Below are 19,030 nucleotides of genomic sequence, written 5' to 3'. Positions count from 1 at the left end.
CGCGCCCCGCGCCCGCGCAGCGCCCCGCGCCCGCGCCGCGCCCTGCGCGCATCACCGCGCCCCGCGCCGCGCTCCTGCCCCCGCTCACCGCCCCGCGCCCGTTCCCTGGCTCTGCTTCGCGTACTGCTTCGGCAGCAGGCCGACCTTCTTCTTGAAGATCCGCAAGAAGCCGGAGTAGTCGTTGAATCCCGCGTCCATGCAGGCGTCGGTCACGCTGCGGCCGTCCTTCAGCAGCTTCTTGGCGAGGGAGATCCGTTTGTACAGGATGTACTCGTGAATCGTGCTGCCGGTATGCTTCTTGAACAGCCGGCTCAGGTGGAAGCGGCTGACGAAGAACAGTCCTTCGAGCCGCTCGAGCGACAGGTCCTCGGCGAGATGCCGGTCGAGGTAGTCGAGGATCGGCACGAGCCGCGGCGGCAGGTCCAGCCCTTTGTCCTTCTCCTGCGACTTGTAGAAGCACCGCTGCACCAGCGCGAGTATTTCCAGCAGGCAGCTGAGCTTGACGAGCGGCGCCTCGGGATACGGCTCCCGCATCAGGTCCGCGTATTTGGCGAACAGCCCCGACAGCTCGGCCTGTTCCTGCGCGCTCGGCCGGATCTTGTTCAACTCGCCCGGCGGCCGGTCGTAGAAGCAGCGCAGCAGCCGCATCCGGTCCGTCTCGAACAGCGCGATGAGCGCCGGGTCGAACTCGATCGTGACCCGCTCGTACAGCGCGTCCGTCGTCAGGGCGGGCTTGTGGATTTCGTGCTCGTTCGTGATGATCAGGTCGCCGATCTGGAGCGGGTAGACGGTTTTGTCCACGAAGTAGCGGACGTCTCCGTGGATCAGGAAGAAGATCTCGCAGCCCCGGTGCAGATGAAAATGAATGTTGAACGGCGGAACGCGCGCCGCATGAAGGAATTTGACATGGTCGTCGATCCGCTCGACATAGCTGCCCAGCATCCGTCTCGCCTCCCCGCAACATGAGCAAGAATGTCCATTTCCAAAGCAATTTCGTCAAGGAACTCGTACTTGCAATGATATAGGATGAAGGGGAAGACTTCAATCGAAGAAAGGCGGGAGGACAAGCGAATGAACGCGCGCAACGTCAAAATCGGCCTCGTCGGCATCGGCGGCATCGGGCAGCATCACGTCAATTATTTGAGCGGCATGGATAACGTCGAACTCGTCGGCGTCTGCGACACGGACCGGGAGAAGGCCGACCGGACAGCCAGGAAGCACGGGACGACAGCGTATTACGACGCCGCGGACCTGCTCGACCGGTCAGGCCTCGACCTGATCATCATCGCGGTGCCGCATTACGATCATCCGACCATTGCTATGGAAGCGTTTAAACGGGGCGTCCACGTTCTGTGCGAGAAGCCGATCGCGGTACACGTGAACGCCGCGAACGCGATGATCCGGGCGTACGAAGACGCGAAACGGACGCATCCCGGCCTGCAGTTCGCCATCATGTTCCAGGAGCGGACGCTGCCGTTCTACGCCAAGCTGAAGGAACTCCTGGCCGCCGGGACGCTGGGCAAGCTGACGCGTGCTACGTGGATCCATACCAAGTGGTTCCGCTCGCAGGCGTACTACGACAGCGGCGGCTGGCGCGCGACGTGGGCCGGCGAGGGCGGCGGCATCCTGACGAACCAATGCCCGCACACGCTCGACATGTACCAGTGGCTGTTCGGGCTGCCGGAGGCGATCACGGGCCACGCGCATATCGGCAAATACCACGACATCGAGGTGGAGGACGAGGTTACGGCGTACTTCGAGCACGCGAACGGCATGATCGGCCATCTCGTCGTCACGACGGCGGAGCTGCCGGGGACCAACCGGCTCGAGATCGTCGGGGATACCGGCAAGCTGCTGCTCGAGAACGGCAAGCTGCTCCATTACCGGTACCCGCAGTCCATGCTGGCGTTCTCGCGGGAGACAGAGCAGCGCTTCGCCGAGTGGACGATCGAGCCGGAGGAGGTCGCGGTCGACGAGAGCGCTCCGAACGGGCACCACGTCGTCACGCGGCGGCTGGTCGACCGGCTGCTCGGCAAGGACGTCGAGCTGATCGCGGAAGGCCCGGAAGGGCTGGGCTCGCTGACGCTGGCGAACGGCATCATGCTGTCCGCGTTCCGGAAGCGGACCGAGCCGGTGCCGATCGACGGCGACGCGTTCCAGGCGGAGCTCGAGGAACGGATCCGCACGTCGAGCTACGTGAAGAAGGCCGTGCGCGCGCAGGACGCGGCCGAGGACATGTCGACTTCCTTCGGGAAGACCAACTAGGAGGAATGACGATGGCTGCCGTAATTTTGACCTGCTTCGCCGACGAAATCTCGCATGACCTGGAGGAACAGCTTGACGTCCTGTCGCAGGAAGGGCTGTCCCATATCGAGCTGCGGAACGTCTGGGGCAAAAACGTCCTCGACCTGACGGCCGAGGAGCTCGCCGAGGTCCGCCGGATCACGGAAGCGCGCGGCTTCGGCGTCTCCTCGATCGCTTCGCCGATCGGCAAGTATGCCGCCTCCGACGATTTCGCGCCGCAGCTGGACGCCCTGGACCGGGCGATCGCCGCCGCGAAGGCGCTCGGGACGCGCTATATCCGGCTCTTCTCGTACTACCCGCCGGAGGGCGCGCGGCCGGAGGACTGCCGGGACGAGGTGCTGAGCCGGATGAAGCGGCTGGCGGACGCCGCGGCGCCGCACGGCGTCACGCTCGTGCTGGAGAACGACAGCGGGCTGTACGGCTCGACCGACGACCGCTGCCTCGACATCCTGCGCCACTGCGGTTCGGACGCGCTCCGGCTCGCCTTCGATCCCGGCAATTTCGTGATGGAGGGCATCCGGCCGATGACGGAGGCGTATCCGAAGCTGGCATCCTACGTCGCGTACGTGCACGTCAAGGATGCGTCGGCCGAGCCGAAGCGCTTCGTGCCGGCCGGCGCGGGCGACGGCCAGCTTCCGGAGCTGCTGGAGGCGCTGCGCGAGCGGAGCTTCGACGGGTTCTTGTCCGTGGAGCCCCATCTGCATCGCTACCTGCCGTTCGCGAGCGATCCGAAGCGCGTCGTGACCGCGGTCCGCGCGCTGAAGTCGCTGCTCGCGCAGGCTGGCATGAAGTGGGCGTGAATTTACAGTTTACACAAAAAGACCGAATCGGGCTGCCGATCCGGTCTTTTTCCTATTTTCTGGGATAAAAAGACTGATAATTTACAATTCGTTAGGGTTCGATTAACGCAGTAGAAACACAGTATCCCTATTCTATTGATGTGGGAACGGTCTCATATGGGAACGGTCTCACAGCGAGAAAGGACGTGCATCCTTTGGATAATCCGACGATAAAAGAAATCGCCCTTCGCGCGGGCTTCTCCAAATCCACCGTCTCGCGGATCATCACCGGCAAAGGCTATTCCAGCCCCGAAGCGCGCGACAAGGTGCTGAAAGCGATCGAGGAGCTGCGGTACAAGCCAAACGCGGTCGCGCGGGCGATGGTCTCGCAGCGCACGCATAATATCGGCGTCCTGCTGTACCGGCAGGAGCTGCCAATCGCGTCGCATCCGTTCTACGGCAAGATCGTCGACGCGATTCTGCTCGAGGCGGCGCGCCTCAACTACTCGGTCTTCGTCACGACCGACCGGGACATGTCGTACCGCTCGGCCGACTTCATGATGGAGAAGCGCGTGGACGGGCTCATCCTCATCAGCCGGCTGCAGCGCAACGTCATCGAACACATCACGAACTTCGGCGTGCCCTACGTCATGGTGAACGGCTCGACGGACGTCGGCGGCGTGATCCACATCGTCAACCAGGACGAGGAGGGCGGGCACATGGCCGCCGAGTACCTGACGGGAATCGGCCACGAGCGCATCTTCGTCATCGCGGGACCGCAGCCGCACCGCAGCCATCATTGCCGGCTGACGGGCTTCCTCGCCTACATGGAAGAGGCCGGCAAGCCAATCAGCGAGGCGTCGGTCCATTTCGCGGAGACGTCGACTTACGGCGACGGCTACGCGCTCATGAGCCGCCACTTCGGCCCTTTCCGGGCGGGCCGGCACACGGCGGTCTTCGCGACCAACGACATGCTCGCGCTCGGCGCCATGAAATTTCTGCTGGAGCAAGGGACGCGCATCCCGGAGCAGATCGCCGTCGTCGGCTTCGACGACGTCGACTTCGCCGCGATGTTCGCGCCGTCCCTGACCACGGTCCGCGTCGATACGTGGGAGATGGGCTCCCGGGCTGTGCGGCTGCTCGACGAGCTGATCCGGCACGAGCCGGACATCGCGCATCCCGGACAGCTGCTGCCGCGGCTCGTCGTCCGGCAATCGACCGGCGGCGACCGCTGAGCGGCCGCATCCGAGAGGCCCCGCCATCCGCGGCGCCCGCCGTCCGGAATCCGGACGGCAAACATTACGCAATTCCATTATTTCCGAAAGGAGCGTCATCCGTTCATGCGTTGGTATCTTAAAGCGATCGGCACCCGCAAGATCGTCGAGTTCATCGTGCTCGCGCTCTTCGTCGTATTCTTCCTAGGGCCGCTGCTCAATCTAGCCATCCTGGCCTTCACCGGCAAATGGACCTATCCGGACGTCCTGCCGCATCAATGGTCGCTGAAATGGTGGTCGTTCGTCTTCAAGCAGGAGGACATTCCGCAGTCCATCGGCCTGTCGTTCATGATCGCCGCCATCGTGACGGCCTTGTCCATCGTGCTGTGCGTCCCGGCGGCGTACGCGTTCGCCCGGATCCGCTTCCCGCTCAGCCGGTTCTTCCTGTTTTCGTTCCTGCTGACGCACGCGTTCCCGAAGATGGGGCTGTACGTCTCCATCGCGGTGCTCTTTTACAAGCTCGGCCTCATGAACACGCTGATCGGCGTCGTCCTCATTCATATGATCAACGTGCTCATGTTCATGACGTGGATTCCGACCGCCGCCTTCCGCAACGTGCACCGGGCGCAGGAGGAATCGGCTCGGGACGTCGGCGCAGGCCCGTTTCGGGTGTTCTTGAAGATCACCCTGCCGATGGCCATGCCGGGCATCGTCGTCGCGTCGGTGTTCACGTTCCTGAACTCGCTCGACGAGGCGCAGGGCACGTTCCTGGTCGGCATTCCGAACTACAAGACGATGCCGATCGTCATGTACTCCATCATCAGCGATTACCCGGCTTACGCCGGCGCGGTCTTTTCCATCATCCTGACGGCCCCGACGATCATCCTGCTGCTCGCCGCCAAGCGGTTCGTGAGCGCGGACGTCATGTCGAGCGGCTTTCAGCTCAAATAATTCGGGACGCGTCCCGGCCTTAAGGAGGCGCAAATGGATATTCAGCTTTCGGTTCAACAATTGGCGAAACGGTATCACACCGGCGAAGGCGTCAAGTCGATCTCGCTTGACGTGCGCAAAGGCGAGCTGGTCACGCTGCTCGGGCCGTCCGGCTGCGGCAAGACGACCGTGCTGCGCAGCATCGGCGGTTTTCTCGAGCCGGATTCCGGCGACATTCTCATCGAGGGGACGAGCGTGCTGAAGGCGCCGCCGGAGAAGCGCCCTACCTCGATGGTGTTTCAAGGCTACAATCTATGGCCGCACATGACGGTGTTCGATAACCTGGCATTCGGCTTGAAGATACGCAAGATGAAGAAATCCGACATCCGCAAGGCGGTGGAGGACGTGCTGGAGCTGGTCCGTCTGCCGAGATCGGAGAACAAATTCCCATCCGAGCTCTCTGGCGGCCAGCAGCAGCGCATCGCGCTGGCGCGGTCCCTGCTGCTGAAGCCCGCCGTGCTGCTGCTGGACGAGCCGTTCTCCGCGCTCGACGCCAAGCTGCGGCATGAGATGCGGGAGGAGCTGCGGGAGATTCAAGCCGAGACCGGCCTCACGATGGTATTCGTCACCCACGACCAGGAAGAGGCGCTGTCGATCTCGGACCGCATCGTCGTCATGAACCACGGCCATATCGAACAGATCGCCACGCCGCAGGAGATTTACGACCGGCCGGACACGCTGTTCGTCGCGCAATTCATCGGCAAAATGAACTTCTTGAAAGGGGTGGTTTCGGAGGGGCAAATCCGCGCAGGGAAGCTGACGTTTCCGAATCCGAAGCAATTGTCCGGCAAGGTCCGGCTCGCCGTACGGCCGGAGGACGTTGTCCTAGGCGGCCGCGAGGAAGACGGCCTGACGGGCAGTGTCAAGCAGATCATGGTGCTCGGCCACTACGCCGAAGTCACGATCCACTTGCCGGAGCACGGCGTGATCCGCGCGTTCCAGCCGCGGGACGCCGTCAAGGAACTGAACTCCGGCGACCGCATCGCTGTCGGCTTCAAGAAAGTGCTCGCTTATCCGGAAGATCAGGCCTGATGCAATCCAAAAAAACGAACCGCCAAGGAGGCACTTATTTATGTTTCGTACGAAATCCGCTCTGACGATAATGACTTTAACGACCCTCTCCGCCGCGCTGCTGGCCGGCTGCGGCAGCAACGGCGCCGCGAATAACGGCGCATCGAACGGCGGCGCCGCGAACGCCGGCGGCAACGCGGCGCAGACGGACGCGTCCGGCAAGCCGGTCGAGTTCAACTTCTACTTCACGGGCTCCGAGAACGTGAAGAACCTGTGGGACACGATCGTGCCGATGTTCGAGAAGGATCACCCGGGCATCAAGGTGAACGAAGTGTACATCCCGTCCGGCACGGGCGCGCAGCCGACGTACGACCGGATCCTCGCGGCGAAGAAGGCGGGCAAAGGCTCCGGCGGCATCGACCTGTACGAAGACGGCCTCTCCAACGTGACCCAAGGCCAGAAGGACGATCTGTGGGACGCGCTCGATCCGGCCAAGATCGCGAACCTGTCTAACGTCGAAGCCGCCACGATGACGGACGTGGCCAATATGGCCGTCCCGTACCGTTCGTCCGCCGTCGTGCTCGCGTATAACAGCGACAAAGTCAAGACGCCGCCGAAGACGCTCGACGAGCTGTTCGCATGGATCAAGGCCAATCCGGAGCGCTTCGCGTACAACGATCCGTCCACGGGCGGCGCGGGAAGCTCCTTCGTCACGACGACGCTGTACGACAAGCTGCCGGAAGACGCGATCCACAACGACGATCCGAGCGTCGAGCAGCAGTGGGACACAGGCTTCCAGACGCTGAAGGATCTCGGCAAGTACGTGTACGGCAAAGGCATCTATCCGAAGAAAAACCAAGGCACGCTCGACCTGCTCATCAGCGGCGAGGTAGACATGATCCCGGCTTGGTCGGACATGGCGCTCGAGCAAATCGAAAACGGCCAGCTGCCGGACACGACCAAAATCTCGCAAATCACCCCGGGCTTCAACGGCGGTCCGACGTACCTGATGGTGCCGAAGCTGTCCGACAAGAAGGACGCGGTCAACGAGTTCCTGAACTTCGTGCTGTCCCCTGAAGCGCAATCCGTCGTCGTGACCAAAATGCACGGCTTCCCGGGCATCAAGCTGTCGGACATGCCGCAGGACATCCAGGATTCCTTCAAAGACGTGGCGGAAGGCTTCCGGACGTTCAACATCGGCGACCTCGGCAATGAAATCAACAAACGCTGGCAGAGCGAAGTAGCGGCGCAATGAGAAAACCGGTAAAAATGGGGATACTGGGCTTGATTCTGGTCATCCCCTCTTTCCTTCTGCTGTTCGTCACCGTGGTCGTGCCGATCTTCGTCTCGCTCAAGGAAAGCTTAACGAACGAGGAAGGCGGCTACGACCTGTCGAATTATAAGTTCCTGTTCACGGATAAACTGATGCGCGCCAACATCGTCTTCACCCTGGAAGTCACGGTAATCTCGGTCGTGATCGTGCTGCTCGTCAGCTATGTGCTGGCGGCGTACATGCGGTTCAACAAAAGCAAGCTGGTGGCCTGGATCAGCAACATGTACATGATTCCGATGTTCATCCCGTCCGTGATCGCGACGTACGGCCTGATCCAGCTGCTCGGCAACCACGGCTGGCTGTCCCGCTGGGTGCTGCTGCTGGGCGGCGGCGACATTCCGCGCATCATTTTCGATATGAAAGGCATCATCATCGCCCAGCTGTGGTTCAACATCCCGTTCACGACGATGCTGCTCGGCTCCGCCATGTCGGGCGTGCCCGACGCGGTCATCGAGAGCGCGAAGGACGTGGGCGCGAACCGGTTCCGATTGTTCATACGGTTCATTCTGCCCCTGACCTACAAGACGCTGCTCGTAGCGGTCACGTTCGTCTTCATGGGCGTCATCGGCTCGTTCACCGCGCCGTTCTTGCTCGGACCGAACGCGCCGCAAATGCTGGGCGTGTCGATGGAGCAAATCTTCGGCGTATTCCAGGAGAAGCAGCAGGCGTCGGCGCTGGCGTTCTTCACGTTCCTGCTCTGCTCCATCATGGGCTACTTCTACATTCGCAGCATGATCAAGGACGAGGGGGGGCGTTCCGCATGACGCGGCTGCTCTTGGAAGCGGAAGGAACGGCCGGATTCGTCTGTTCGAAGACGCATATTACGTACGCCTTCCAGCTGGACCGTCCGGGCGGCATGCTGCGCCTCGATTTCGCGTATGAGCCGAAGAACCTCATGGACCGGGAGCGGGCGAAGGTGCTGATCGCGGAAGGCGTGGACAAGTATACGGAGCCGGCGCAGCGGGAGCTGGTCATGGGCCGCTGGGAGTCGTTCCTGCCGCTGAAAAATCTGATCACCCTCTCCGTCGACGATCCGGCCGGGCATCGCGGCGCGGGCCATCGCCACGACCCTGAGCAGCGGCTGTTCATCGGCGCGTCGGAGGCATCGCCGGGCTTCGCCGCGGGCGAGCTGGCCGCCGGTTTGTGGCGCGTCACGCTGAGCCTGCACGCGATCGTGACGGAGAGCTGCCGCTACCGGCTGCGAATTCATCACGAGGAGGCTTGACGATCATGCGCTGGATAGCTTGCGAATTGCACAGCCATACGTTTCATAGCGACGGCCGGCAGTCCCTGTCCGAGCTTGCGCACGGCGCGAAGGCGCTCGGCTTCGAGTGCGTCGCGCTGACCGACCACAACACGATGACGGGCCTGCGGGGCAAAGAGGACGTCGAGCGGGAGACCGGCGTCGCGATCGTCTCCGGCATGGAGTGGACGACGTTCTTCGGCCATATGGTCACGATCGGGCTGACCGATTTCGTGGATTGGCGTCCCGCGGTTCCGGGCGACATCGATGCGGGCATCGCGCGGGTCCACGCCGCCGGCGGCATCGCCGGCATGGCGCATCCGTTCCGCATCGGGAGCCCGATGTGCACGGGCTGCTTCTGGGAGTTCGACATCCGCGACTGGCAGGCCCTCGATTATATCGAGGTCTGGTCGGGCATGTTCCCGTCGATCAAGACGGACAACGCCCGCGCCTTCCGGTTGTGGACGGATAAGCTGAACGAAGGGTACCGGATCGCGGCGACGTCCGGACGGGACTGGCACGCGCAGGAAGCGACGGACGATCCCGTCTCAGTCACGTACCTGCTGCTGGACGAGGGGGAAGGCTCCGTGACGGAACAGGCGGCGCGGGCGCTCGCCGCGGGCCGGGCCGCGGTCACGATGGGCCCGCTGCTGACGCTGGAGCTGCGGTCGGAGACGGCGAATTACCGCATCGGCGACCGCGTGCCGAAGGAGGCGCGCGGCTGGCGGCACGAGGCCGTCGCATCCGTGGATTTCGAGGCCCGAAGCGGGCTGTGGGCGTTCCCGGACGCGGGGTACGAGGTTATCCTGACGAGCAATGCCGGCGTGCTCGGCGAGCTGCGCGCGGAGCCGTCCCAGCGCGATTACCGCTTCGATATTCCCGCCGGCGCGCTGACGTGGATCCGGGCGGAGCTGAAGGGCACGGTGCGGGGCGTTCGGACGACGATCGCGTTCACGAACGCGATTTATTGGGACGCGAAGTAAGCATCTTGTCCGGAGGGGACAGGAATGAGCTGCGAGAATCGAGAAGTGAGAAGGCCGTGAAGGCCGTTATACCGAAAAGGAGTCGATCGATATGAATCGCCGGTTTCCGTTAGTAACGGCACATGCCGGATGCATGGGCATCGCGCCGCATACGCTGCGATCGGTTCGCGCGGGGCTGGACCTCGGCGCCGACGTGGTGGAGGAGGACATCCGCGTCACGAAAGACGGCATCGCCGTCCTGGCGCACGACGACGAGCTGCCGACCGCCGATGGGCCGGTTGCCAGCATTGCGGAGATGACGTACGCGGAATTGAGCGGGCTTCTGCTGCTCGCGGATCAGGGCGGACGCGAAGGCGGGGAACGGGAGACGTTTCGCCTGCTGAAGCTGGAAGACATCCTGCCGCTCGTCCAGGCTTCGGGCAAGAGCATCAATCTCGACCTGAAGGTCGACGAGGCGATCGAACCCGCGGCCGCGCTCGTCCGGAAGTTCGGGCTGGAGGACCGCGCGTTCTATTCCGGCTGCCAGCGCGACCGCGCGCTGCTTGCCCGGACGCTGGAGCCGGAGCTGCGCCGGATGCTGAACGCGGATGTCGAGCTGTTCAAGACGCTGCCGTACGACGAAGCCATGGCCATCACCCGCGAGGATGCGCTCGCGGCCGGCTGCTCCGGTATCAACGTCTATCACGGCATCGCGACGAAGGCGTTCGTCGATTACGCCGCCGAGCGCGGGCTGCCGGTCTATGTCTGGACCGTCGAAGACGAAGCGCTCATGCGCCGGTACGCGGATTGGGGCGTCGGCTCCATCACGTCGCGGGACGTGGAGACGCTGCTCCGCGCGAAGCGCGAATGGACGGCGCCGAACGCGTGATGGCAAGCCAATAGACGAACGCGAGCGGCAGCCCTGGACGAGAAAGTCCAGCGCTGCCGCTCGCGTTTTTTTGGCATGCCCGGATTCGCGAGGCAGGCCCGCTCAATCGTACCGCGCCAGGAGCAGCTCGGCCGTTGCGCGCGCATGACGGGCCGCGTCCGGATCGGTCCGGAGCATCCTGGCGGCGATGGCGCCCTCCGCGAGCAGGTAGAGCCCGCCGGATAGTTCCTCCCGGTTCGCTTCGTCCAATTGGCCGGCGAGCTCCGCGAGGTACGTCTTCAGATGCGACTTGTAGCGGTGCGCCGCTTCGTAGTACGGATGCGCGGGGTCGGCGTATTCCGAGGCCGTCTTGAGGAAGGCGCAGCCGTTGAAGCCGGGCTCGTCGAACCACCGGCCGAGCACGTCGTAGACGGCGAGCAGCCGTTCCTTCGGCGTCGCGGCCGATTCCGCGACGGCCGCCTCGAACCAAGCGCGCCACCGCTCGTCGTGCCGGAGCAGGTACGCTTGCACCAAGTCGTCCTTGGACGGAAAATGGTTGTACAGCGTCATCTTGGCGATATTGGACGCGGCGACGACCTGATCGACGCCCGTCGCGCGGATGCCGTTCTTGTAAAAGAGCTCCGAGGCGACGTTCAGGATATGGTCTTTTTTGCTTCGGTTCATTGCGCAGGACTCCCATTCCCGCCGGGCGACGGGGCGTCGCGCGGCTCGAAACTATACCGACTTGTCTATATCCGCTATTGTAACCGTAAACGTACCTGCGCGCAAACGTGGCGGCGGACGGAATGACAGCAAGGAAAAATTTTTTAGGTTGAAACTATACAGACCTGTATGTATAATTTAATTCGAGGTTCGGTTGGCTTCGATGTCACGGCGTCCCGAGTCCAGCCCATAAAGTTCAACCGCATGATCAACCATTCTATGTATGAGGTGACCCCGATGTCCATACACTACAAATCGGCGGAAGTCGATGGCATTCGTATCTTTTACCGGGAGGCCGGCAAAGCCGGCGCCCCCGTCTTGCTGCTGCTGCACGGCTTTCCGTCCTCGTCCCATATGTTTCGGAATCTGATTCCCGAGCTGGCCTCGGACTATCGCGTCATCGCGCCCGACTACCCGGGCTTCGGCAATTCGGACCAGCCGTCGCCCGAGGCGTTCGAATATACGTTCGACCGCCTTGCCGAGCTGATCGGCGCGTTTACGGAAACGCTCGGACTGGACCGTTACAGCCTCTACGTGCACGATTACGGCGCACCGGTCGGCTTCCGGCTGGCCGCCAAGCACCCGGAACGGGTGCAGGCGATCGTGTCGCAGAACGGCAACGCCTACGAGGAAGGGATTCTGCCGTCGTGGGCGCCGATCCGGGCTTACTGGAGCAACCCGGCGGATGAGGCGAAGCGGAACAATATGCTGGGGCTCCTGTCGCCGGCGTTCACCAAGCTGCAGTACGTGGAGGGCACGCGGCATCCGGAGCGGGTCAGCCCCGACGCGTGGAACCAGGATCAGTTCGTCCTGGACCGCCCGGGGAACGCGGATATCCAGCTGGCGCTCTTCTACGATTACCGGAACAATCTGAAGCAGTATCCCGTCTGGCAGGAATATTTCCGTACGCATCGTCCGCCGGCGCTGATTGCCTGGGGGCAGCGCGATCTGTTCTTCGGACCGGACGGCGCGCTCGCCTTCCGGAGGGACCTCCCGGACGCCGAGGTGCATCTGCTGAGCACGGGCCACTTCCCGCTCGAAGAGGACCTGGAACTCAGCGCGGCGCTGATCAAGCGGTTTCTGGGCGAGCACGTCCGTTAAGCAGACGGCGGCACGCGCGGCACAAGCGGTTTCCCCGCTCCGTATGGAGCTTGGGGAACCGTTTTTTTGTGGTTGTCCTCGATCGCGCGCAGCAGGCCGCTGAAGAGCGCCAAGGAAGCGGATACCCCCTTCCCGCGAGGAGCGGGGCGAAGGCCGGTTTTTCGCGAAACATTTCGCTCGTCTGGAAGTATTATCCTTTACGAGAGTCAGTTCGTAAGGGGGGAGCGACCGGAGATGAAGAGACGATTCGCCGTATACGGCATCGCGGCGGTGCTGATCGCGGCGAGCTGGATTGGCAATTTTGCCTACAACCGGCATTACCGGCTGCCGGAAGGCCGCTTTTTGACGCACCGGATCGAAGCGATGGATACGCCGTACGTGGCGTTCGATTTGTACTATGTCGCCAACAAGGACGATAAGCGGGAGATCGCCTGGATCCGCGCGGAAGGGCTGCCGTCGCTGGCGTTCGCCCCCGCCGCGGTCTACCAGGAGCTGAATCGTCAAACGATCTACCGCCTCTCCGGGTACTATAGGTCGGCTCCCGAGCGGGAGGCGGCGCTTCCGCCGCTCGTCGTGCGCGAAGTCGACGTCACGTTCCGCGACGGCGGGACGAAGCGGATGGACGTGGGCGAAATCATCGTGTACCGGGACGATTATCCGCCAGCGCCGGGCGGCGGCCCTGTGACCATGATGTCGTCGGGCGGTTCCAGCGACAACTCCGGCTTTGGTTCCGTCCGCGCGGCGCGTCCCGCGGCGCTGACGTCGACGACGTCCGCGTGGCTGGGCGAGCTCGGCGACGCGTTCTCGTACGAGGTGAACGTCACGGGGGATCTGGGCGACATCGGGGCCGACGGCCGTTTCGACGGCCCGCCGACGGACCGGGCGGCGTACCCAGCGCAGCTTGCCGAAGGCGACGCCGTCGCGACGGACTATCGCTTCCACCTCCCTCCGGGGGATCCGCATGCCGATAACGTGTACAACGTTCTGCTGACGCACAGGTTCGCGGAGCCGGACGGACGCGAATCGCCTTTCCGCCTGTACGCGCATTACGCGCCTCGGTTTTCGGAAGCGCAGATGAAAGCGTTCGTTCGCGGGGAAGGGAGAGAGACCGGATGAGGAAGGCTTACTCCCGCCTTGCGTTCGGCTTGACGCTCGAGCTGATCGATGTTCGGGTGACGGCGTTCGATCTCTTCTCGGACCTCCTCGGCTGCCTGCTCGTCATGTGGGGCGCGTACCGGCTCGGCCTGGAACGCCGCGTCTTCATGCTCGCCTGGGCCGCGGCGGCAGTGCTGCTGCTGCCGGCGTTCGCCGAGCTAGCCGGCCATCGCGTCACGATTCCGCTGCTGGGCGGCGGAGGCCTCGCTCAGGCGCGCCGGCGGAATCGGCACCCGGCGAGGCGCCGTATCGGGCCGGATGAGGAGCGCAACCTCTAGCGAATTTGAACAGGCATGCCAAAAAAACGGGCGGCTTTCCGGCTCCGAAGGAGCAACCGGAAAGCCGCCCGTTTGGGCTTGGCCGGGAGAGAAAGCGCTTGTCAGCCGACCGCGACCGGGCCGGCCGCGACGATCGCCCGCAGGCGTTCCTGCAGGTTGTCCGTGCATTCGCCTCCGTGGAAGGCGATGATTTTCGCGAGGTCGAGGCTTTGGAGCTTGGCGATCGATTGCAGCGCCGTCTCCTGGTCCGGCGTATATACCGGGTTGTACGATTGAAGCACGCCATCTTGCGCCGTCAAGGCGTCGCCCGAGATGAGCGTTTTGGATGGAATATGGTAGTAGGAAGTATGGTCCGGCGTGTGGCCGGGCGTGTACACGACTTGAATGCCGCCGGCGAACGGCAGGATGTCGCCGTCCTTCACGGCGACGTCGACGTTGACCGGCGGAGCGGTCCGTTTGCTCTTGACGAGCGGTACTTCGCCGGCCAGGTACGGCACGGCCGCTTGATGCGCGATCACTTGGACCCGGTCGCCGAAGGCTTGCACGAGTTCCGGGAGCGTGCCGATGTGGTCCATGTCCTGATGGGTGATGACGATTTTGGTCAGCCTCTCGAACGGTACGGACGCGGCTTGACATGCGGAACGAATCTGCTCGAGCGAGCCCGGAATGCCGGTATCGAATAGAACGACGTCCTTCTCGTCCCAAATGACGGTCGGAATGAAGGGATTTGCGCGGTTAGCCGCGTCTAACGGAATGATCGTGATCTTTGCGCCCGATGGGGTCATGTCGAACACCGCCTTAGAAAAGTAATTAACTATCCTTGCTTTCTCATCTATTATTTCATTGCGCTGATTTTAAAGCAACCCTCTCTGGCCCCTTCCGGGCCGAGAGCGGGATCGCATGCCATGCGGGCGGCCGCTGAACCGCGGCTGCCCGCATGGTCTAAGCGGCGCTTACGCGCCGATTTTGTCCGCGGCGGCTTGCTGCCCGGCGTCGCGTGCGGCGGACCCGGCAGCGGACCCGGCGCGGCGGAAGCCGAAGGCCGCCGCCGACAAGAGGACGGCGAGCGCGACGCCGGCCGCGCCGATCCAGGTGATCGCCGTCAGCGAGGCGCCTTCGACGACGATGCCGCCGATGCCCGCGCCGGCCGCCATCGCCAGCTGCACGGCCGAACTGTTCAGGCTGAGCATGATGCTGGTCGCTTCGGGCGCGAGCGAGATCAGGTGGTACTGCTGCGTCGGGCCGGACGACCAGGCGGAGAACGACCAGAGCATGAGCAGCGGGAACATGAGCGCGGCCGAATGGGCGGCGAACGAGATGACGATCAGCCAGGCAGCGTGAAGCGCCAGGCCGATGAGCAGCGTGCGCCGGTAGCCCCAGCGGTCCGTGCCGAAGCCGCCCAGCTTCGAGCCGATCAGGCTCGCGATGCCGAACGCGAATAAGGCGATGCTGACAGCTTTTTCGCTCATATTCGTAATTTCAAGCAGGAATGGGGAAATATACGTGTAGGTGATGGAATAGCCGCCGATCCAGAAGAACGTGATGCCGAGGCCGACGAGAATCTTCGGATTCTTGAGCAGCCGCAGCTGGTCGCGAAGCGGCACGGGCAGTTCGCCGTCCGTCTTCGGGATCGTGAACGCAATGAGCAAGAGCGCGAGCAGTCCGAGCAGCCCGATGCCGCCGAATACCGCCTGCCAGTCGTAGACGGAGGAGGCGAGACGGCCGAGCGGCACGCCGACGATCAGCGCCGTGCTGAAGCCCATGACGAGCGTGGCGATGGCGCTGCCCCGTTTCTCTTCGGGAGCGAGCTTCGCGGCGACGGTCAGCGCCGTCACGACGAACACGCCGCTGCTGAGCGCGACGACGATCCGGGACGCGATCAGGGCGCCGAAGCCCGGAAACGCGAACGCCGCGGCGTTGCCCACGACGAACACGGCGAGCGCGTACAGCATCAGCCGCTTGCGGTCGACTTTGGCCGCGGCGGCCATCAGGAAGGGCGTGCCGAACGCGTAGGCCAGCGAGAAAACGGTAATCAATTGGCCGGCTGCGGCGACCGACACGCCGACGTCGTCGGCGACTTTATCGAGAATGCCGGCAATGATGAATTCTGACGTGCCGACCAAAAAGCTGACGATCGCCAGCATATAGATTTTCCAAGCGTAAGACAAACAATCCAACTCCTATCCGGTATGGTTTTGATTCATGGCGGCGCGATTTCTCTATCTCTCTTATCGTGCTATTTCTTGCGCGCCGAGGTTCAAAGGCGTAGAGCCTGCCCGGCTTTGGTTTCTCTCCGTTTGTATGGCCAGACAGGCGTGATGCAGGGGCTAGCTTAGCTGTTTTGCGGGCGGACACGGATGCCGTTATTGAGGCAATTGGGTGGAAATTTTGGATTTGGCGGCCACAGGAGACCCTAAATGCCGGAAATGGCGTCAAATCTAGGGCCGAATAGGCAAATAGCGGAACGTGTGGCCGCATAAAGGCCGAAATAGCGGAAAACGCGAAAATAGCGGCTCCCGTGTCCGCGAAAGGACGGAATTAAACGCGGCAGAACGTGACTGAACGCGGCCGCCAGGCGGAACGGCAGCACCTTCCTGTGAAGCAGCCAGCGTGCCGACACGCCTTACTTTCGTATTTCTAAATTCATCGAAATATAAACCGTAAAAAAAACTACCCCAGCAAATAAGGGGCGTATTTCCGGGCGACTTCGCGGTTGACGCTGTAATAAATGTACGTGCCGTCCTTGCGCATCGTGAGCAGGCCGCATTCCATCAGCTGCTTCAGATGATGCGACAGGGTGGAACCGGCGACGCATTCGAGCTTGCCTCCGATGTCGGAGCAGCACAGGTTTTGTTCCTCCGTCAGGAGCATCGCGATTTTGATCCGGGTCGGCTCTCCGAGTGCTTTGTATACTTTCACCGCTTGTTTGACTTCCTCGTTATCCTCGACCATCGGCTATCACCACCTTATTTCGACATGTATTGAAATGGTACCATGCACCGGGATCGATGTAAATAGCCGGTTTTTACATGCGGCATGCGTTAGGCGAGCGGACGAAGCGGCAGTCAGCGGGGGAGGATCGGCAACATTCCGGCTTGCTCCGCCTGGCCGGGCCGCGCCGGCGTTAACCGTGGCCGGGCCGCAGAGCAGTACCGGGCGTTGGCGCCCGGCGCCATGCGAAATTGACATTCCCGGACGATTGCGCTATACATTAGTTGTATGTACAAAAAACAAGGGAGGCGACGGGATGGATAACCGCCGCGACAAATCGGCTGCCGAACCGGCCGATGACGAGTTCCTCCGCACGTGCCTGTTTTTCAACGCGAACCGCCTGAGCCGCGCCGTAACGAAGATCGCCGAGGAACAATTCGCCAAGACGGGATTGTCGCCGATGTACGGCTATCTGATTCGCATCGTGAATCTTATGCCGGGCATTACGCAGAAGCTGCTTGCCGAGAAGCTGTACATCACGCCTTCGACGCTGACGCGGTTCATCGATAAATTGGAAACGAAGCAGCTCGTGGAGCGCAAGGTCAGCGGCAAGACCGTCCTGGTCTACCCGACGGAGAAGGGGCTCGCGCTGGAGCCGGAGATCCGCGCCGCGTCGCGCGAGTTCAAGGCCAAGTACGTCGAAGTGCTGGGCGAGGAGACGGCCGCGCTGCTGTCCGCGGAGATGGAGAAGACGAGCGGCCTGCTGGAGAAGTAAACGAGGCGGACCGCTCGTTTCGAGCGCCGTTCGCCGGCTGCATGAGCGAACGAACAAGCGCCGGCCATCGGGCCGGCGCTTGTTTTGCGTGCGCTTCGCCTTCGGGCTGGCGCTTTTTGCGTATGCGTCGCCGCCAGGCCAGCGCTTGTTTGGCACGCGCTTCACCGCCGGGCGCCGCCATCACCGCGAAGGCGGCGCTTGCTTCAGCTCCGCGGCGAGCAGCGGCGCGACGAATTTGCGGAACACGTTGCCGGGAGGGCGGTCGGTCCGCCATTTGTCCGCGGTCAGCACGACGACGACGTCCAGGCTCGGCACGACGTAGATGAACTGGCCGCCGTAGCCTTGCGCGTAGAAATACGCCAGCGCGGGCGCCTCTTGCCCGGCCGCGCCGTCCGCCGCGTCCATGGTCAGCGCCTCAGCTGCGCCTGGCCCAGCCGACGCGCCAGCGGCGTACGAGTCGCTCCACCAATGCCAGCCGTACCAGCCCCGCCGCGGCTCCTCCGATTCGATGTACGGCTGCACGGAACGGGCGGCCAGCGCGCGCGGCACGATCGGCTCGCCCGCCCATTCGCCCTCCCGCAGATACAGCTCGCCGAACTTCAGCATGTCGAGCGGGCGCAGCTTCATGCCGAAGCCGCCGGTATGGACGCCCCGCGGGTCCTGCTCCCACTCGTACGCCTCGATGCCGAGCGGGCCGAACAGCCGCTCCTCGGCGAATTGGGCGACCGGCATGCCCGCGGCCCGCGCGAGCGCCGCCGCAAGCAGCTGCGAATTGCCGGAATTGTATTCCATGCGCGTGCCGGGATCGTCCGCGAGCGGCAGCTCGAGCACGAAGGCGAGCCAGTCCGGCGTCTTGGTCATGCGCGGAAACGAATTGAGGCCGCCGAACTCGGTCCATTCGAAGCCGGCGGTCATCGTGAGCAGATGCTCGAGCGTAATCGACCGTTTGCGGGGATCGGGGTCGGCGGCGAGCCGCGGGAAGAACGCGGAGGCCGGCGTGGCGGCGTCCGGCAGCAGGCCGCGGTCCATCGCGATGCAGACCAGCGCGGAGAGGACGCTCTTGGTGCAGGAATTGATCCGGGCGAGCTCGGCCGCCGTCGCCGGCTCCCGGTAATGCTCATAGATCAACCGGCCGTGCCGGCTGATCAGGCAGCTTCGCAAGTTAAGCGGCGCGAGCGCCGCCGTCAGCGCTGATAAGTCCATGGTAACCACCCTTGTCTATAGCCGTGATGCGCGATATGGCCGCACCGCCTTAGTTTACCATTTGCGGGCCGGGAACCGAAATTCGCGTCCGCCGGCGTCCGGGCGACCCGACAAGAAAGCGCAACCAAACCCGCGTCTAGAAAATTATCTGACATTTAGG

The 19,030-nt window shown here is 63.2% G+C and carries 20 protein-coding genes; 14 read left to right on the top strand and 6 right to left on the bottom strand.

The genetic code is table 11. The annotated features are described in order from the left end of the window. Positions 1 to 84: 84 nt before the first annotated feature. Positions 85 to 942, bottom strand: coding sequence for a helix-turn-helix domain-containing protein (locus tag ACFPB1_RS05590; RefSeq protein WP_379222793.1), 858 nt, complete (start codon positions 940 to 942; stop codon positions 85 to 87). 129 nt (positions 943 to 1,071) lie between these two features. Here ACFPB1_RS05590 and ACFPB1_RS05585 point away from each other — a divergent pair, with 129 nt between their 5' ends. The 10 genes from ACFPB1_RS05585 to ACFPB1_RS05540 all read left to right on the top strand — a co-directional run bounded on the left by ACFPB1_RS05585 (position 1,072) and on the right by ACFPB1_RS05540 (position 10,725). Next, positions 1,072 to 2,265, top strand: a complete 1,194-nt coding sequence (locus ACFPB1_RS05585) for a Gfo/Idh/MocA family protein (RefSeq protein ID WP_379222790.1) — start codon at positions 1,072 to 1,074, stop codon at positions 2,263 to 2,265. Between the two features lie 11 nt (positions 2,266 to 2,276). Further along, positions 2,277 to 3,104: a sugar phosphate isomerase/epimerase family protein gene (locus ACFPB1_RS05580; protein WP_379222788.1), complete on the top strand. Its 828-nt coding sequence runs from the start codon at positions 2,277 to 2,279 to the stop codon at positions 3,102 to 3,104. A gap of 194 nt (positions 3,105 to 3,298) precedes the next feature. Beyond that, the gene (locus ACFPB1_RS05575) at positions 3,299 to 4,318 is read left to right on the top strand and encodes a LacI family DNA-binding transcriptional regulator (protein ID WP_379222786.1); all 1,020 of its coding nucleotides are present in this window, start codon (positions 3,299 to 3,301) and stop codon (positions 4,316 to 4,318) included. 105 nt (positions 4,319 to 4,423) lie between these two features. After that, a complete protein-coding gene (locus tag ACFPB1_RS05570; protein ID WP_379222784.1) occupies positions 4,424 to 5,248 on the top strand; it encodes an ABC transporter permease in 825 nt (274 codons plus the stop codon). A gap of 33 nt (positions 5,249 to 5,281) precedes the next feature. After that, a complete protein-coding gene (locus tag ACFPB1_RS05565) occupies positions 5,282 to 6,319 on the top strand; it encodes an ABC transporter ATP-binding protein (RefSeq protein ID WP_379222782.1) in 1,038 nt (345 codons plus the stop codon). Positions 6,320 to 6,359: 40 nt separating this feature from the next. Continuing rightward, positions 6,360 to 7,553 carry an extracellular solute-binding protein gene (locus tag ACFPB1_RS05560; protein WP_379222780.1) on the top strand — a complete coding sequence of 398 codons (1,194 nt, stop codon included), beginning with the start codon at positions 6,360 to 6,362 and terminating at the stop codon, positions 7,551 to 7,553. Then, entirely contained in the window at positions 7,550 to 8,395 is an 846-nt protein-coding gene (locus ACFPB1_RS05555; RefSeq protein ID WP_379222778.1) for an ABC transporter permease, read from the top strand. The genes ACFPB1_RS05560 and ACFPB1_RS05555 overlap by 4 nt, the downstream gene beginning before the upstream one ends. Further along, positions 8,392 to 8,856 carry a hypothetical protein gene (locus ACFPB1_RS05550; protein ID WP_379222776.1) on the top strand — a complete coding sequence of 155 codons (465 nt, stop codon included), beginning with the start codon at positions 8,392 to 8,394 and terminating at the stop codon, positions 8,854 to 8,856. The genes ACFPB1_RS05555 and ACFPB1_RS05550 overlap by 4 nt, the downstream gene beginning before the upstream one ends. A 5-nt stretch (positions 8,857 to 8,861) precedes the next feature. Further along, a complete protein-coding gene (locus ACFPB1_RS05545) occupies positions 8,862 to 9,857 on the top strand; it encodes a CehA/McbA family metallohydrolase (RefSeq protein ID WP_379222773.1) in 996 nt (331 codons plus the stop codon). Between the two features lie 91 nt (positions 9,858 to 9,948). Continuing rightward, on the top strand, positions 9,949 to 10,725 hold the full coding sequence (locus ACFPB1_RS05540; protein ID WP_379222771.1) for a glycerophosphodiester phosphodiesterase: 777 nt from the start codon (positions 9,949 to 9,951) through the stop codon (positions 10,723 to 10,725). 102 nt (positions 10,726 to 10,827) lie between these two features. On the opposite strand, the gene ACFPB1_RS05535 is transcribed toward ACFPB1_RS05540, so the two are convergent. Next, positions 10,828 to 11,388: a TetR/AcrR family transcriptional regulator gene (locus tag ACFPB1_RS05535; RefSeq protein ID WP_379222769.1), complete on the bottom strand. Its 561-nt coding sequence runs from the start codon at positions 11,386 to 11,388 to the stop codon at positions 10,828 to 10,830. Positions 11,389 to 11,664: 276 nt separating this feature from the next. Here ACFPB1_RS05535 and ACFPB1_RS05530 point away from each other — a divergent pair, with 276 nt between their 5' ends. The 3 genes from ACFPB1_RS05530 (at position 11,665) to ACFPB1_RS05520 (ending at position 13,961) form a co-directional block, all read left to right on the top strand. Then, positions 11,665 to 12,528 carry an alpha/beta fold hydrolase gene (locus ACFPB1_RS05530; protein WP_379222767.1) on the top strand — a complete coding sequence of 288 codons (864 nt, stop codon included), beginning with the start codon at positions 11,665 to 11,667 and terminating at the stop codon, positions 12,526 to 12,528. A gap of 234 nt (positions 12,529 to 12,762) precedes the next feature. Continuing rightward, complete coding sequence (locus ACFPB1_RS05525) at positions 12,763 to 13,644, top strand: hypothetical protein (RefSeq protein ID WP_379222765.1); 882 nt, start codon at positions 12,763 to 12,765, stop codon at positions 13,642 to 13,644. Continuing rightward, positions 13,641 to 13,961, top strand: a complete 321-nt coding sequence (locus ACFPB1_RS05520; protein WP_379222763.1) for a hypothetical protein — start codon at positions 13,641 to 13,643, stop codon at positions 13,959 to 13,961. The genes ACFPB1_RS05525 and ACFPB1_RS05520 overlap by 4 nt, the downstream gene beginning before the upstream one ends. Positions 13,962 to 14,062: 101 nt before the next feature. On the opposite strand, the gene ACFPB1_RS05515 is transcribed toward ACFPB1_RS05520, so the two are convergent. From ACFPB1_RS05515 to ACFPB1_RS05505, 3 genes are all read right to left on the bottom strand, one after another. Next, positions 14,063 to 14,746, bottom strand: coding sequence for an MBL fold metallo-hydrolase (locus ACFPB1_RS05515; RefSeq protein ID WP_379222761.1), 684 nt, complete (start codon positions 14,744 to 14,746; stop codon positions 14,063 to 14,065). A gap of 168 nt (positions 14,747 to 14,914) precedes the next feature. Further along, positions 14,915 to 16,129 carry an MFS transporter gene (locus ACFPB1_RS05510; protein ID WP_379222759.1) on the bottom strand — a complete coding sequence of 405 codons (1,215 nt, stop codon included), beginning with the start codon at positions 16,127 to 16,129 and terminating at the stop codon, positions 14,915 to 14,917. 502 nt (positions 16,130 to 16,631) lie between these two features. Continuing rightward, positions 16,632 to 16,913 (bottom strand): ArsR/SmtB family transcription factor, encoded by a 282-nt coding sequence (locus ACFPB1_RS05505; RefSeq protein WP_379222757.1) that lies wholly within the window; start codon positions 16,911 to 16,913, stop codon positions 16,632 to 16,634. 295 nt (positions 16,914 to 17,208) lie between these two features. Here ACFPB1_RS05505 and ACFPB1_RS05500 point away from each other — a divergent pair, with 295 nt between their 5' ends. After that, positions 17,209 to 17,667, top strand: a complete 459-nt coding sequence (locus ACFPB1_RS05500; RefSeq protein WP_379222754.1) for a MarR family winged helix-turn-helix transcriptional regulator — start codon at positions 17,209 to 17,211, stop codon at positions 17,665 to 17,667. Between the two features lie 180 nt (positions 17,668 to 17,847). On the opposite strand, the gene ACFPB1_RS05495 is transcribed toward ACFPB1_RS05500, so the two are convergent. Then, positions 17,848 to 18,870, bottom strand: a complete 1,023-nt coding sequence (locus ACFPB1_RS05495) for a serine hydrolase domain-containing protein (RefSeq protein ID WP_379222752.1) — start codon at positions 18,868 to 18,870, stop codon at positions 17,848 to 17,850. Positions 18,871 to 19,030: the final 160 nt, after the last annotated feature.

The organism is Paenibacillus sp. GCM10023250 (assembly GCF_042653205.1).
In the GTDB taxonomy this organism is placed as follows: domain Bacteria; phylum Bacillota; class Bacilli; order Paenibacillales; family Paenibacillaceae; genus Paenibacillus_Z.
This window is presented reverse-complemented; position numbering and strand designations above follow the sequence as displayed.

Bases quoted from the DNA above. Each gene is read 5' to 3' on its own strand.
- ACFPB1_RS05590 (WP_379222793.1), bottom strand. From the start codon at position 942: ATGCTGGGCAGCTATGTCGAGCGGATCGACGACCATGTCAAATTCCTT.
- ACFPB1_RS05585 (WP_379222790.1), top strand. From the start codon at position 1,072: ATGAACGCGCGCAACGTCAAAATCGGCCTCGTCGGCATCGGCGGCATC.
- ACFPB1_RS05580 (WP_379222788.1), top strand. From the start codon at position 2,277: ATGGCTGCCGTAATTTTGACCTGCTTCGCCGACGAAATCTCGCATGAC.
- ACFPB1_RS05570 (WP_379222784.1), top strand. From the start codon at position 4,424: ATGCGTTGGTATCTTAAAGCGATCGGCACCCGCAAGATCGTCGAGTTC.
- ACFPB1_RS05565 (WP_379222782.1), top strand. From the start codon at position 5,282: ATGGATATTCAGCTTTCGGTTCAACAATTGGCGAAACGGTATCACACC.
- ACFPB1_RS05560 (WP_379222780.1), top strand. From the start codon at position 6,360: ATGTTTCGTACGAAATCCGCTCTGACGATAATGACTTTAACGACCCTC.
- ACFPB1_RS05555 (WP_379222778.1), top strand. From the start codon at position 7,550: ATGAGAAAACCGGTAAAAATGGGGATACTGGGCTTGATTCTGGTCATC.
- ACFPB1_RS05550 (WP_379222776.1), top strand. From the start codon at position 8,392: ATGACGCGGCTGCTCTTGGAAGCGGAAGGAACGGCCGGATTCGTCTGT.
- ACFPB1_RS05545 (WP_379222773.1), top strand. From the start codon at position 8,862: ATGCGCTGGATAGCTTGCGAATTGCACAGCCATACGTTTCATAGCGAC.
- ACFPB1_RS05540 (WP_379222771.1), top strand. From the start codon at position 9,949: ATGAATCGCCGGTTTCCGTTAGTAACGGCACATGCCGGATGCATGGGC.
- ACFPB1_RS05535 (WP_379222769.1), bottom strand. From the start codon at position 11,388: ATGAACCGAAGCAAAAAAGACCATATCCTGAACGTCGCCTCGGAGCTC.
- ACFPB1_RS05530 (WP_379222767.1), top strand. From the start codon at position 11,665: ATGTCCATACACTACAAATCGGCGGAAGTCGATGGCATTCGTATCTTT.
- ACFPB1_RS05525 (WP_379222765.1), top strand. From the start codon at position 12,763: ATGAAGAGACGATTCGCCGTATACGGCATCGCGGCGGTGCTGATCGCG.
- ACFPB1_RS05520 (WP_379222763.1), top strand. From the start codon at position 13,641: ATGAGGAAGGCTTACTCCCGCCTTGCGTTCGGCTTGACGCTCGAGCTG.
- ACFPB1_RS05515 (WP_379222761.1), bottom strand. From the start codon at position 14,746: ATGACCCCATCGGGCGCAAAGATCACGATCATTCCGTTAGACGCGGCT.
- ACFPB1_RS05505 (WP_379222757.1), bottom strand. From the start codon at position 16,913: ATGGTCGAGGATAACGAGGAAGTCAAACAAGCGGTGAAAGTATACAAA.
- ACFPB1_RS05500 (WP_379222754.1), top strand. From the start codon at position 17,209: ATGGATAACCGCCGCGACAAATCGGCTGCCGAACCGGCCGATGACGAG.
- ACFPB1_RS05495 (WP_379222752.1), bottom strand. From the start codon at position 18,870: ATGGACTTATCAGCGCTGACGGCGGCGCTCGCGCCGCTTAACTTGCGA.